This is a genomic window from Blastopirellula retiformator (genome assembly GCF_007859755.1).
Taxonomy (GTDB): Bacteria; Planctomycetota; Planctomycetia; order Pirellulales; family Pirellulaceae; genus Blastopirellula; species Blastopirellula retiformator.
The window spans coordinates 95,079-108,259 of sequence record NZ_SJPF01000004.1 but is presented as its reverse complement, the minus strand read 5'-3'; the positions used below and the strand labels follow the sequence as shown (position 1 = coordinate 108,259).

Below are 13,181 nucleotides of genomic sequence, written 5' to 3'. Positions count from 1 at the left end.
TTCTCCGGGGGGAGAACCGCGTAGGACCTGTTTGGTTTTTCGTAGGTTGGATCTTCCCCCGCCATGTTGCGAAATCGCATCATTTCGAGGGTTAAGCCGGATTGTAATTACGCCCAAACTACGTTCCGCACGAAATGAACGGGCCTTCGTAGTTTGCCTATCCTTTCCTTCTTTGCAGGAAAGGATTTTGCCTGCGAGACCGGTTATAACGGTTTCGCGGGGGCGTCGAACCTCACTCAAAACGCGCAAATTGAGGTTTGGTTCGACGTTTGGACGTGGGGCGCTGACTGGAAGTTCCGGTAATTTCCCTCCAACCGTTGAAATTTGGCAACAGGGATCTTGGGAAAGTCAAGGAATTAAGCTTGGCGATTCAGGCTGTGGCCGCATACCGCATAAGTACGGGCGCCGAAGTCCCACTTCCAGGGTGGGGTGGTCTTTAGCGTGTGCCCCGGCGCCAGAGCTTGCAGTTCCCCAGCGATTACCGCGGGATTGAGACCCATAAACAGCTTTTGTTCTAAGGCTAACTGAACCAGAGTCGGTCCGAGCATGGGGGCTTCGCAGGTGGCGACGCTTGGTTCGGTGTCGCTCGAGACCGCCTCGTTGGCGATGACGACGCTTCCCTGGGGGCCAGCGAGGCTGGTCAGCAGGTCAAAGTGGCGTGTCCGGATTTGGTGAATCAGCGGCAGCCCTTCTTCTTTGTTCTTCTGCTGCTCGGGAATTGCATCGATAATTTGCGACAGTACGCAAAGCGACGCAACGACATCGAACTTGCCGATCGCAGAGAGCTGGCTGATCGCATCTTCGGCATCGAGATCGACCGGCGCATGAATCATGATTTTACCCTGGAGCCCGCTGAATTGGCGTTTCAGGCCTTTGGTAACCGCCTCTTTGTCGAAATCGACCAGGTGGATCTCGGCAAACTTCTTGGCGAGGGCGGTCAGTTCGACATCGTTGCAGTTGCCGGCGCCCAGGAGGCAGAGTCGAGTCGGTTTGACAGGAGCGGCATCGAGAATCAGACGCGTGCAATGTCGGCGATGCTCGGCGTAGCGTTTCCATTCTCCCGCCGAGTCGAGATTTCGCTGTCGCAGTTTCGCCAGTGATTCTTCGTTCACCTGAATTCCTTCCAAGGCAAATAAAAAGCGGCGGAGAGGCGAGCCGCTCCGCCGCGTGAGAAATTGTTCGCTGCAGGGGGGGATACTTAGCCGCTGATCAGATCTTCTTCCCAGGCGGCTTCAACGTCAATCGCGATTTCATCGATCGTCGATTCGACATCTTCATCCAGCAGCGTCGAAGTGCTGGTCGACTCGATCAAACGGAAGTCGAGCGAGTCGCTGGGGTAAAGGTAATCGGTCAATTCCCCTTCCAGGTTTGATTCGCCTTCGTCAGGTTCCGACTCCTGATCCAGCAGGCTCTTCTGGTCGCTCGATTTTTCGAGGACGCCGGCCAGATAAGGAGTGACGTTGCTGGAAGGCGTCGAACTGGACGAGGTGACGATCGGCGATGAGGTCGCAAACGCGGATTCGGTAAGAACCGGCGTCGTCGCTTCCAAGATCGGCGTTTCTTCCGCAGCCAACGCCACGTCGACCGCTTCCCGTTCCCGTTCCCGTTCTCGGGAAGCGCGGCTCAGCGCGGAAAGGACCGCCGTCACGTCCAGCGAGCTGAACAGCCCGTCGCCGTTGACGTCAATGAACTGATTAAAGTTCGGGTTGGTCGGCGTAACTTGCGGCAGAGCGCGCGGTCCGTTGTGCTTCAGCTCGTACAAGATGATCGCCAGGTCGTGGGTGGTTACCACGCCATCTTTGTTGACGTCGCCCCGCTTCTCGGTGTTCACGAAAGCCGTTGAGTTGAAGGACGACGAGATTGGCGTGCCGGCGACCTTGAGCGTCAGCTTCGCCGTCGAGGTGAAGCCAGCCGAATCGATGGCTTCGTATTCGACGACGATGTCTTCGCCCACGTCGAGGATGCCGGTGGCGTCGAAGACAATCTTGTTGCCGACGATCGTAAACGCGGTGCTGGGGACGCCAGCGGTTTCCGAGGTAACGCTGGTCAGCGTGATCGTGCGGTTGAAGAAGGTCTTGTCGTTCGCCAAGACATCGTATGTCTGATCGGCTGTGTCTTCTTCATAGGTGAACGCGTCGTCGTTCAGGAAGAGACCGCTTTCGGGATCTTGAGCGACGAAGAGTTGATAGTCTTCGACTTCGCCGGCGAATCCAACGCCGGTTGGACCCAGGTTCTGGGTATAGTCGATGCGGAAGCGGGCGTTCATCGCAATGCGATACGCTTCCGGCAGGGCCGAGTCGTCAATCACCGTGTTCGGGATTGTGAACGTGTAGGTATGGATCCCGGGCTTCAACTGCAGATTTTTGAAGATCTGCTCGCCGGCGTCATCGAAGTCGCCGTCCTTGTTGAAGTCCATGAAGCCTTGCAGCAGCGCCGTCGACAACACCGTCGACGAATCGATGGTGACCGTGTTGGTTCCGATCTTCAGGCCCGAGCCAAAGACGACGCCATCGTCGACCAGCGGCGATTCGCCCAGTTGCAAGCCGTCGACGACCGGGTGGGCGGCGTAGGGCATGCCTGCGTCGCCGTAATCGATGGCGGGAATGGCGCCAGAGATCAGCGGAGCGTTGATTGTGATGCGGTCGCCGTCGACTTCGATGACATGCGAAATCTCATCGGTGTCGTAGTACCCCGGCTCGGTCACCTGCAAAATGTTGAAAGTGCCGCTGTTACGCGGGTAGAGGGTGAACATGCCGTTTTCATCGGTAACCGCGGCCGGTTCGCAGAGGCCAATCTTGCCGTCGCCGTTTTCATCGATGAAGTAGGTGAAGCCAGCCAGACCGGGCTCGTTACTTTGGCGAATGCCGTCCTGATTGACGTCATGGAACTTGTATCCAATGACGCCGTGCATCAGAATCTCGGTCTCTTCGGTCGCTTGCACGAGTACGTCGTCCGCGAAGGCGACGTTACGGGCGAGTAGCGAAATCGTTTCGCCGGCGTCTCGTTGCTCGACCTCAAAGAAGTTGGCGTCGTAAGCGGTGAACTGCGAATAAGCCTCCGCTGCGTTAACCATGGGGTCGGTGACGCCAATCGACTCACCAATGACCGTCGAGTCGTAAGGCGTCGCCGAAACGCCCAGGTCCGCGACATCGACCGAACCGGCAGGCAGGAAGTCGTAGTATCCCGACGCCAGGCTGCCGCCGCCGGCCCAGATGTCGATACCGCGACTGTTGATTGCAGCGGCGATATTCGATTTGGCGGAGACGATCTTGGCGACTTGCGCATCGTCCAGGCCTTCGGTCGGCATGGCGTTGAGGTCCGACAGGATGATCAACGCGTCTTTCGACAGGATCTCGATCCACATCAGCGGCGTGATGTCGTCGATGTCGTAGAACGAGGTCGATTCGTAGCCGATGGCCGTATGGGTGCCGGTCGAGAAGCCCCAGTCGACCGTGTCGTTGCCGATGATCGCGATCGAGTAATCGTCGGCGGCGATTTCCTGGTCAGTCCCTTCGCCGCGGAGGAAGTCGAGAATCTCGTAGTCGAAACCTTGTTGTCCGTTGTCGACGCCGTTGTCCAGGACTGAGTGCCCAGTGACGAACAGGTTGGCGCCAAGGCCGGCGTGGACCTCAATGGCGGCTGGTCCCGTGTAGACGCCGCACGCGTCCGGCGAGCCGATGGTGTCGGCGCCCGCGAAGATGGCGCCGAGAACCGCTTCGATGCCGTTCACATAGCCGTAACCAGTTCCGGTGTCAAAACCTACGTCAAATCCGCTGGTAGTGGGATCGTCCATGTCGGTCGCGGTTTCGCGGAGGATGTCGTTGACTTCGAGCGCCGAGAGGCTTGTGTTTGCCTGCCGCATCAGAGCCGCCAGAGCAGCGACGTGCGGCGCAGCGGCCGAAGTGCCAAAGAAATTCGGGAAGCCGGTAGCGTCTGAGTCGCCGCCGCCGAAGAAGGTCGTGTCGGAGCCGTCGGGCCCAACAACGTCAACGGTCTGTCGGTAGTTCGGCGTGATGTGATTGCCCGCTTGGTCAAGCAAGATCGGCGTACCGCCGGCCGAGGAGAACGATTCAATCGCTGCCGGCGCGGTGCCGAATACGGGCGTTTCAAGATAATAGGCGGCGCCGATGCTCATCGCATATTCGGCGTTGGAGTGCCCCAAAGCGGTGCCGCTGGCCGTGTCGTATTCGTTGACCGCCATGGCGCCGCGGTACTGGACGTACTTCAGGCGAGTCGGCAGATCGCCAGAGTACGAGACGATCATGATGTCGTACGTCGCGGCAGAGTCGGTTGCGTTGATGACGTTGAAGCCTTCAAAGGCGTCGACGTTCAAGTCGGTGCCGCCAGCGACGACGGTGTTCCCCGATAGTACGTAAATGTCGACCACGCTAGAGGAGGCGATGCCGCCATCGGTCAGGAAGGTGTCGTCCCACTGCATGGTAAGCGTGACGAAACTCTGTGGGGCGAGCGTAATCGACTGGCGATCGTCAACGCCGGAGCCAGGATCGAAGTCGTGCGACGTTCCACCGAAGAAGGTGGGAGCGCCGGTCGCCGAGGCAAAGTCGCCTTCGTTATAGGTGTTGCCCACGCGATAGTCGCTCTCATACGACTCGCGTGCGCTATTACCAGCCGAGGTAAAATACGCGACGTTGTTTTGGACGACGCTGTCGGCCGCTAGGGCGATCATGCCGTCAGAAAACCACGGTTCATTTGCGTAGCCAACGTCGTCGACGATGACGGTCGATCCGGCCGCGGCCAGGTCGTAGATCCCCTGGGCGAAGCCCGCCTTCCCGGTGAACGCGGTGGTAAACGCCAAGTCGGCCGCCGGGGCGACGTCATGCACCAACTGCATCATGCCTCGCCCTTCGTCGGACGAGTCGATTGAGATGTAGTCTTGCAGCACCTGAACCGGCGTCGTGTAGCCTTCCGGATTGCCGGCGCCGGGGAGGTCGCCGGTCGCGATATCGGCTGCTTCACCGCCAAGTGCGTTATAGCTGTCGGACAGGACGCCAATCTTCTGGCCGGCGCCATCATAGCCGTATTCGGCCCGGACCTCGTCTGTCAGCATCGAGGCGTCCCCCTGGCTATCGACCGATCCAACGTGCGTTTTCACGATCGAGGCCGAGACGCCGCCGAGTGATGGTAAGGCGGCCAGATCGGCGAGCGAGGAAATTGGCAGAAAACCGGAGACGGTGTTGTTGAGCTGTCCCATTTGGACGAACCCAAGTTGGCCGAGACCTGCAATCAGGTCGTTCTTGCCGGCCGTGTCGAAAGCCGCGATGTCGAGCAGGATTCGATTTTCCGAATCGATCTCGTACAATTCGCGAAGACCCGCAGGATCGCTGGTGGTCTCGTCGTCGGTTGGGGCGTCCGGATCGATCGGCGAACTGTTGGCTTCGCCATCGTGATAGAGAACCGTCAGGTTCCAGCCCAAGACCGCCAGGGGGCCGTCTCGACCGACGCGATCGGTTCCCATGAACGAGTCGAGGGCCGCTTCGTAGCCGGCCGCATCCATGACCATCCGCGCTTCCAGGGCCTCGAATTTCGCTTGAGAGCCATGTTTCGGAAGGCGGTTTTTGGGTTTACGAGAAGACCGTTTCATGGTGCGAATCTCCGAACGCCGACCTGGCCCGAGAATGGTCGGGCAAGATCCCTTGCGTTTTGGCTGGCTGAGCTGTCGTGAGTATGGGAGTAGGGCTTGCGACGGATTATCCCAAATGTTCGGGCCAGGACGGGCCTGAAGAGGGGAACGATTCCGTAGCTAATGAAAATAGTTGCTCGTCAGCCCGTTTACAACGTATCTGACGCAGTCTAGCCGAATTGCCCAAATTTTCCGTTTGGGGGAATTCGGTAGACTTTGCAACGTGGTTTAGACGTGGGGGATGCCACCAGAGTTCCCCAAATTTTGCGGGCAGATGCGCAAAAAGAAAGGGCCGGCGAGATTCGCCGGCCCTTGTTGTAACCTCTTTTTGGTCAACGCTTTGCGACTACCAGACGACTTCCAGGCCCGCCGTGGCGCCGTGATAGAGCGCCGAGCCGTTGTCGTCGACGGTGATCGCCCGTCCGGCCAGGGCCGCCGGGGCGGTTCCCAGTCCGGTGGTGAAGTTGTAGTTGTCGACCGCCAGGGCCACGCCATCGACATAAACCACTTGGTAGCCAAGCTTTATGGCTGCATGCGGCGTCAGCTTGAAGTTGCCGTAGAAGCCCCCTTCGGTGACCATCGAAGCTCGGTTAGCCGAAGCTTCTTCGATCACGCTGGCCAGTGTTCCGGTATCGTTCAGCAGGATCGTGGTGTGCTGAACCCCCCGGTTGCCATAGAGACCGCATTCCAGGAAGCCGGTCAGGCTCAAGCGAGTCGTCAGGCGGGTCGTCAGATCGCCACCCAACTGAACGCCGTACATGTCGTTGTCGGTGTCAACGTTGTAGCTCATGGCGCTGGCGCCGGCGAGCGTGATGTAGTCCGAGCGTTCGCTCAGGCGGAAATAGCGGAAACCGCCCCACCACGAACCTTGGAACCAGCAGCCGGCGCCGGTCCAGCCACGCTTCAGGTTGATCTCGACCGAATCAAAGCGATTCGACAGCGACAGAGCCGCGTAGTTGGCCTGGTCGCTTTCGGCAAAACCGCCGAACGGGTCGCTACCGAAGTTCGACAGCGGCGAGTACAGGTCGCCGGCGCCAACGGCCGCGGCCGAGCTTCCCCAGTTGCCAATTCCGACGTAGCTGACTTCGAGGGTCGAGCCCGCGAAGCAGAGCCAGTTGCCGGTGATTCGCATGCCCCCTTCGGCGTCGAAGTTGAGCTGGTTGCTGTCGAGGACGATTGGGCCCAGGATGCCTCGCGAGGCGAACGCTCGGTCCGGCACGTTGCCTTCCAGGCGGAAGATCGTCGCTTCGGCGCTGACGTCAAAGAACCGCGGAGCACAGCGGCCGCCATATTCCGACAGGTCCCAGGCGTTGCCGATACCGCGGCTGAAGCCGCAGTACTGTCCGCCGCCGAGCAATCCACAGCAGCCATTGCAGCCGTTGCCGCAGCAGCTGCAGCCCGAACCGCGACAGGTGTCGCAGCCGTGACCGCCGCAGGTCGCACAGGCGCCATTGTGGTACGAGGCGGGGGCGACGTTCGGGTCTTGCATCGGCGCGGCGGGTTGCGTGTAGCCGGCCGGAGCGGCGCCGTAGGGCATCATGCCCTGTTGCGGCATCATGCCCGGATAGCCCATGCCAGGCTGCGGCATCATACCGCCGGTCATCATCATCGGTTGATAGGGATTGGGCTGCGGAGCTTGCCCAGGCTGGGCGTATTGTCCGTTGCCGGCTTGCGACGGGGGATCTTTGACCAAAGGCTGGCGCCACTGGCCGCTCGCCAAATACGCGATGCCGGAGGGTTGGCCTGCGGAATCTTGCTGGTCAGAGCCGGTCGCGTACGTCGCTTTCTGCGCGACCGCATCCGTCGATGCTGCGAGCATCGTTATCAAGGAAACGATCCACAAACTATGGGCTCTCATGGGTTCCTCTTTCGCAGACGAAAGGCTGTCTTATCGTTGTGGAGACGAAGGCGGGCCAAGTGCCATGTCCACGCGCTCCGTCGATGGATCGCCGCAACGGCGACGAGTCGATACGATGACTGCGAGGCGTATTTTCGATACCTTCACCACCACCCATCGGCACGAAACGCTCGCATTAACCAGCACTTTCAGAACGAGCCGTACATTTTTGCCAAATTCACGTAGGCGGAGATTGCCGGAGATCGCCCCTGGGCGGAAAGGTTTGCCTGAATTGCCGAGATTGCGTGCTAGCGGGCGGCGGGTGGGGCGAGGCTGCGACTTGCGAGTTATGTCGTTACCACAACCGTCGCGTTAGACTGGCGGACGTTCGTGTCCGAATCAACCGATTTTCAGAAGCATATTCATGCACGAGATCACCGCCGTCAGCGATGCGGCCGCCAACAAGGGGGCGTTCTACGCTCAGCTTCAACAAAACGTCGCCGCCATTCTGACCGGCGAGCGAGATTGGATCGCCAACACCGCCAACTGCGCGGCCGTCCTGTACCACGCGCTGGATAAGATCAACTGGGCCGGTTTCTATTTTTCCTAAAAGGCGAAGAGCTGGTGCTGGGACCGTTTCAGGGAAAGCCCGCCTGCGTGCGGATCGCCCTCGGTCGAGGCGTTTGCGGTACGGCGGCATCTTCGCGACAGACGCAGGTCGTCGCTGACGTGCACCAGTTTCCCGGGCATATTGCCTGCGATGCGGCGTCGAAGTCAGAGATTGTGCTACCGCTGCTGGTGGGAGATCGGCTGTTGGGAGTGCTAGACATCGATAGCCCGATCACTGACCGGTTCGACGAAGAGGACGCCGCTGGCTTGCAAGCGATCGTTGACTGTCTGTTGTCGTCGTCGGATCTCGCCGACTAGAGCGTTTTTCTGATAGCTGTAGCGTTTCTGGCGTTGGTGAGGCAAGCTGGTCAAGGCGGCCGCAACCAGCCACAACGCTATAGATTGAAGAAAACCGCTCTAGGACGAAAGCGACTCGCGAAGGTTTCCGCCTTCACGACGAAAAATCGCCACGCGGCAATCGACGTTCAAGATTTGCGTGCCGTTTGGCAGCTCGGGCAGCGGTTGGTCCCAATGGGCATGACCGCGAACGATGAGCGTTGGCGGAAGCAGATCGAAAGCATCGTTTAGGTCGGAATAGCCGAGTTGCCCCGGCAGGTTTCCGGCTGGGCCATCGTGCATCACGAGAAGGTCGACCGGCGAGTCGAGCAAATCCCCCAGCACATCGACATATTCCAGCGTCGTGCGGCGATGCGTCTTGCCGGGATTGCCAACCATGCCGCCGAGGCCAGCGATCGTCAGCCCGTCGATCGTCGCGACCTTTCCTTCCAGATAGTGCAGATTTGCCGCCAGGCGATCACCAGGATGAGCGCGATCGCCAAAACGATCATGGTTGCCGGCGATCCCCGCGATCCAGCGAAAAACGTCGCCGAAAGCCCGCCAAACGTTGCTGATGTCGCCGTTGCCGCCCCGTTTGTCTAAAGCGGGGACGGTGTAAAAGTCGCCACCCAAGAGGACGCCGACTCGCTGCGGATCGAGATGAAGATTCGGCAAATATTCATCCCTAAGTAGGTTGGGAAGAACTTCCCCCAGAAGGCGTGGCGGACGGGCTGGATTCGGCGGCATCCGCTCTCGCCCCTGAAGGTCGGCGGTGGCGATGATTGCGTCCAACGAATCAGGCAGCCCAGCGATCGTACCGGTATGAACCGGACAGCGTTCTACATAGTAGCCCCCTGCCCCTTTGCCTGCGTTGAGGAACGGGAGTTCGGCGATCGGATTTTCGTCAAATGTAGTGATTCGCATCGTGAGGCCAGACAAGGAACGGGCCGCTCAGGTTCGCCCTGCCGCATACCCCATGCAAACGGTCAGGCGACAATTGGCCTTTGCAAAGTCGCTGCCTGGTGGCGTCGAATTGACTATCATGGATGACGCAATCGCGGCGTCGCCGGGCGTCGCTTCCCATCCTCTCGCCAGGACCTTACTCATGCCGCTCCACATTCCCGCCGTCGGACGTCGCCAGTTTCTCACCCAATCGGCCGCGGCGCTTGCTGGGCTTTCTATCTTGCGAATTGGGTACGCCGCTGAAGGCGACCAGGCGGTGACGCTCGCCCTGTTGTCCGATACCCACGTGCCGGAAACGCCGATGGTCGAAGCCCGCGGCGTCAACATGACCGCCAACCTGCAGAAAGCGGTCGAAGAGATTAACGCACTGCCGACCAAACCGGCGGCGGTGTTGTTCAACGGCGATTGCGCCTATCTGAAGGGATTGCCGAGGGATTACGCCAACTTCGCCCAGTGCGTGCAGCCGCTGATCGACACCGGGCAAGAACTGCACATGACGATGGGGAACCACGACAACATCCCCGCCTTCTACGGCGCGATGGCGAGTCAAAAACCGGAACAGCCGCTGGTCGAGTCGAAGCACGTCGGCATCTTAGAGACGCCCTACGCCAACATCTTCCTGCTCGACTCGCTGATGACGACCAATGTCGTTACGGGAGAACTTGGCGCAGCCCAATTGAAATGGCTCAGCCAAGCGCTCGACGCTCACGCCAACAAGCCGGCCGTGATCATGGCGCACCACACGCTCGACAAGTCGCCCCCGCAGGTCGGTAAGGCGATCAGCGGGCTCGCCGATACGGCCGAGTTGCTGGAGCTGCTCCATAGCAAGCCGCACGTCAAAGCGTACGTCTTCGGCCACTCGCACGTCTGGGCCCACACGCATGAAGGGGACCTGAACCTGATCAACTTGCCGGCCTGTGCGTATGTCTTTAACGAAGCGCAGCCGAATGGCTGGACGCTGGCTCGCGTCAATGAGAAAGGAATCGAGTTCGAACTACAGGCCCACGACAAGAGTCATAAGAAACATGGTCAGGTCTTTACGGTGAAGTGGGCGTAGCAATGCGCCTGCGTAACTTATTCAGAAGCATGGCCCATTAGAGCGGTTTTCTTCAATCTTTAGCGTTCTTGCTGGTTGCGGCCGCGCTGGTCGGCGTTGACCTGCATCGACGAATCTTGAGGATTCGCCTGCTTCGGTCGCCTGGACCAGCTTGTCTCACTAACGCCAGAAACGCTACAGCTATCAGAAAAACGCTCTAAGTCCCAAAATCCCGCCTGCCGCGCCCAGCGGCACGCCGAAGATGATCACAAACGGGTAGAGCCACGATTCAAAGAACGCCGCCATCAATAGGTAAGTGATCAACAGCGCCCGCGTCAGGTTAAAGCGGAGCGAGGTCCAGGTTTTGCCCAGTTTGTCGGCGGTGCCGGCCAGATTGATGCGATAGTCCTGGCCTAGCTCACCGCTGGCCTCAAGCGGCTCGATGATTTCTGACGTGATCTGATCCATCGCGTATTCCAGTGGGACGCTCGGCGGAGGCGTCACTTCGATGATGATCGAGCGGAGTCGTTCGCGGTGGTTGACCTGTTCGGGAGCGCTGGCGATGTCGACATTCGCGATTGCGCCGAGCGGTACGATCGAGCCCAGCGGCGTCGCGACCGGTAGCGCTTCGATCTTTTGGGTCGCGTCGGCGAACCGCGTCTCCCCTTTGATCGTCAGGTCGATTTCCTGCCCTTCCAGGAAGCGGAATCAACTCGGAGACCCGCTGATCGTCGTAGGTCTTGACCTGGCGGCCCCGGGCGACGAAGAAGAAGTCGCGAATCGCCGGGAACTCTCCTTGGTCAAATTCGGGATCGGTCGGGTTCACGTCCCAGTAAGGTTTCAAATCGGCTTCAAACACTTCGCCCAGTTCCATCAACGGGTCGAGGTTGTACCCCGTTGGCGGCAGCAGCACGCCAAACACCAGGTTCCGGTTGCCGTTGGGCAAATATTCGACCTTCGGCCAAAAAGGCCCAGCAGAGGAAAATCGCGCCGGCGGTGATGCCGCTGATCAAGGCGATCCGGCGAAGTACGCCCCCTTGGAACCAGCGATTCATTCCAACGATGCTCCCCACCATCCGATGCCCAACTTGGGGGCTCGATCGTTCCACCGCTCCCATGCGATGGCCATCGGCGGCGATCACGGCCGGCACATCACTATCTGCCTGTTGAAAAATGCCCTCGTGGCATTTTCCAACCTCGCCAGGCTCAGAGCATAGCTCTTCGCGGCTCCCAAAATAACGACTTACGTCGCTATTTTGGGAGCGCATCCCTGCGATCCAGCAGCCCGTTGAGAAAATCAACGGACTGCTATGCTTCTCGGGGATTTGCGGATCGGCGAACGGGTTGTCTTCGTCCTCCTCCTCCTGGCTGAACAGCCGAGAAGCGGCGACCGGAATGACCGTGATCGAAACGATCAGCGAAAATGCGACCGCCGCACTAATCGCCAGCGCGATATCGGCGAACAATTGACCCGCTTCTTCCTGCAAAAAGACGACCGGCAGAGAATGCCGGCGAGCGTCGGCGGCTCGATCATTAGCCGCTTGGCAAGTTCGGTCTGCGTTATTTCGCGATCATGGACCAGCCAGCCCAAGACCTAGAACTGGCGGAACGTAATGCCAAACGGCATCAAACGCTCGTCGAGCGTTTGATGCATCGTATGGGCGGCGAGACCGATCCAATTAGCCGATACTTGACTGAAAATCGTACTTGAGTGGTCCCATGATGCTAGCAAATAATTGGTTGGCCTAGCTAATGTAATTTTTTGCTAGCATCATGGATCGCAAGCGAAATCTTCCCCAGAGGGGCTAGCTAATTCCTATCGCGCCGCCCGGCCCCCTCGGCCGAGGTAAAACGCCGGGTCGTCGATAATCCATGGCGTCGACCAGCTCTTGCCGTCGTCATGGTTGAAGACGTTGAAGAACATCCCCTGCACCGATTCGATCGTGTAGTTGTACGGCTTGTGCGACGCGACATGGTCGGCGGCGGTCAGATTGTCGACCCCTTCCGAGATGAAGTAATGGCAGCGGCCATCCGGCGTGAACGACATGCCGATGGTGTACCAGCCGGGCTCGGTGATTTCCTGGCTGCGGAAGTCGCCCCGCTCTGATCCGCGGATCACCCAGAAGGCCCGCGAGCCTTCTTTGGTCAGCTGATGTTCGACAAAGATGCCGGGCCAGCTCTGTTCTCGCTCGGTCGAGCTGCGGCTGAACAAGCCGCCACCTCCTTGCTTTTTGCGGCTGCCCATCACCGTGGCGCGAAAGCCGAACGATGCGGCCGCGTTGTATTGTTCCCACTTGTCGAACGGCTGCATGTAGACGCGAACGACGCAACTGGGATATTGCGACGCCGAGTAAGAGCCAGGGATGCGGCAGATCAGATCGTCTTGGCCCAGGTCGCCGCTGGGACGTCCCGGAACGTTCGACTGCAGCGTCATCATCAGCAGCGAACCTTCGCTTCCTTCGATCCCATCGGGCGGCGTGTGGAAGCGTTCGATGTGATCGGGATGGCCGCGCTTCGAGCTTTCGCCCCACATCTTGTTCTTGGACATCCCGCCGGGCAGACGAACCTGCTTGTCTTGCTCGTGGCTCGCCTTCGGGTTGTTGGGAATGTACTCCCACTCTTCATTTTCAAAATCGTCGTACCAGATTCTTGTGCCGGTACCCGGGACGAGCGGTCCTTGAGCGGCGGCGAATTGGGAGACCGAAGCGACGGCCAGAACCAGGCTCAGCAGTAAAATACGCGACATAACAACTACTCAA

The 13,181-nt window shown here is 59.4% G+C and carries 11 protein-coding genes; 4 read left to right on the top strand and 7 right to left on the bottom strand.

All coding sequences use genetic code 11. The features are described from left to right. Window positions 1-356: 356 nt before the first annotated feature. The 3 genes from Enr8_RS16450 to Enr8_RS16440 form a co-directional block, all read right to left on the bottom strand. A complete protein-coding gene (locus Enr8_RS16450) occupies window positions 357-1,112 on the bottom strand; it encodes a class I SAM-dependent methyltransferase (RefSeq protein WP_146433539.1) in 756 nt (251 codons plus the stop codon). A gap of 86 nt (window positions 1,113-1,198) precedes the next feature. After that, window positions 1,199-5,602 (bottom strand): GEVED domain-containing protein, encoded by a 4,404-nt coding sequence (locus Enr8_RS16445; RefSeq protein ID WP_146433537.1) that lies wholly within the window; start codon window positions 5,600-5,602, stop codon window positions 1,199-1,201. A 385-nt stretch (window positions 5,603-5,987) separates the two neighbouring features. Continuing rightward, window positions 5,988-7,460, bottom strand: coding sequence for a hypothetical protein (locus Enr8_RS16440; RefSeq protein ID WP_146433535.1), 1,473 nt, complete (start codon window positions 7,458-7,460; stop codon window positions 5,988-5,990). Between the two features lie 442 nt (window positions 7,461-7,902). Here Enr8_RS16440 and Enr8_RS26510 point away from each other — a divergent pair, with 442 nt between their 5' ends. Both Enr8_RS26510 and Enr8_RS16435 read left to right on the top strand, forming a co-directional pair. Further along, window positions 7,903-8,088, top strand: coding sequence for a GAF domain-containing protein (locus tag Enr8_RS26510; RefSeq protein WP_315851769.1), 186 nt, complete (start codon window positions 7,903-7,905; stop codon window positions 8,086-8,088). Window positions 8,089-8,102: 14 nt separating this feature from the next. Further along, window positions 8,103-8,405, top strand: coding sequence for a GAF domain-containing protein (locus tag Enr8_RS16435; RefSeq protein WP_315851768.1), 303 nt, complete (start codon window positions 8,103-8,105; stop codon window positions 8,403-8,405). Window positions 8,406-8,504: 99 nt separating this feature from the next. On the opposite strand, the gene Enr8_RS16430 is transcribed toward Enr8_RS16435, so the two are convergent. Next, a complete protein-coding gene (locus Enr8_RS16430) occupies window positions 8,505-9,347 on the bottom strand; it encodes a metallophosphoesterase family protein (protein ID WP_146433534.1) in 843 nt (280 codons plus the stop codon). Between the two features lie 181 nt (window positions 9,348-9,528). Between Enr8_RS16430 and Enr8_RS16425 the strand changes: the two genes are divergently transcribed. Beyond that, a complete protein-coding gene (locus Enr8_RS16425; protein ID WP_186767704.1) occupies window positions 9,529-10,443 on the top strand; it encodes a metallophosphoesterase family protein in 915 nt (304 codons plus the stop codon). A gap of 183 nt (window positions 10,444-10,626) precedes the next feature. On the opposite strand, the gene Enr8_RS25850 is transcribed toward Enr8_RS16425, so the two are convergent. Both Enr8_RS25850 and Enr8_RS26225 read right to left on the bottom strand, forming a co-directional pair. Then, window positions 10,627-11,094 carry an efflux RND transporter permease subunit gene (locus tag Enr8_RS25850; RefSeq protein WP_246120165.1) on the bottom strand — a complete coding sequence of 156 codons (468 nt, stop codon included), beginning with the start codon at window positions 11,092-11,094 and terminating at the stop codon, window positions 10,627-10,629. A 179-nt stretch (window positions 11,095-11,273) separates the two neighbouring features. Next, complete coding sequence (locus tag Enr8_RS26225; protein ID WP_246120164.1) at window positions 11,274-11,864, bottom strand: hypothetical protein; 591 nt, start codon at window positions 11,862-11,864, stop codon at window positions 11,274-11,276. On the opposite strand from Enr8_RS26225, the gene Enr8_RS26220 reads away from it, so the two are divergent. Further along, window positions 11,748-12,020 carry a hypothetical protein gene (locus Enr8_RS26220; protein WP_246120173.1) on the top strand — a complete coding sequence of 91 codons (273 nt, stop codon included), beginning with the start codon at window positions 11,748-11,750 and terminating at the stop codon, window positions 12,018-12,020. The genes Enr8_RS26225 and Enr8_RS26220 overlap by 117 nt on opposite strands. A gap of 218 nt (window positions 12,021-12,238) precedes the next feature. Here Enr8_RS26220 and Enr8_RS16410 read toward each other — a convergent pair whose 3' ends face one another. After that, window positions 12,239-13,168, bottom strand: coding sequence for a hypothetical protein (locus Enr8_RS16410; RefSeq protein ID WP_146433530.1), 930 nt, complete (start codon window positions 13,166-13,168; stop codon window positions 12,239-12,241). Window positions 13,169-13,181 lie beyond the last annotated feature (13 nt).

Coding starts and splice junctions, on each gene's coding strand:
- Enr8_RS16430 (WP_146433534.1), bottom strand. CDS start 9,347: ATGCGAATCACTACATTTGACGAAAATCCGATCGCCGAACTCCCGTTC.
- Enr8_RS26510 (WP_315851769.1), top strand. CDS start 7,903: ATGCACGAGATCACCGCCGTCAGCGATGCGGCCGCCAACAAGGGGGCG.
- Enr8_RS16440 (WP_146433535.1), bottom strand. CDS start 7,460: ATGCTCGCAGCATCGACGGATGCGGTCGCGCAGAAAGCGACGTACGCG.
- Enr8_RS16445 (WP_146433537.1), bottom strand. CDS start 5,602: ATGAAACGGTCTTCTCGTAAACCCAAAAACCGCCTTCCGAAACATGGC.
- Enr8_RS16425 (WP_186767704.1), top strand. CDS start 9,529: ATGCCGCTCCACATTCCCGCCGTCGGACGTCGCCAGTTTCTCACCCAA.
- Enr8_RS16410 (WP_146433530.1), bottom strand. CDS start 13,168: ATGTCGCGTATTTTACTGCTGAGCCTGGTTCTGGCCGTCGCTTCGGTC.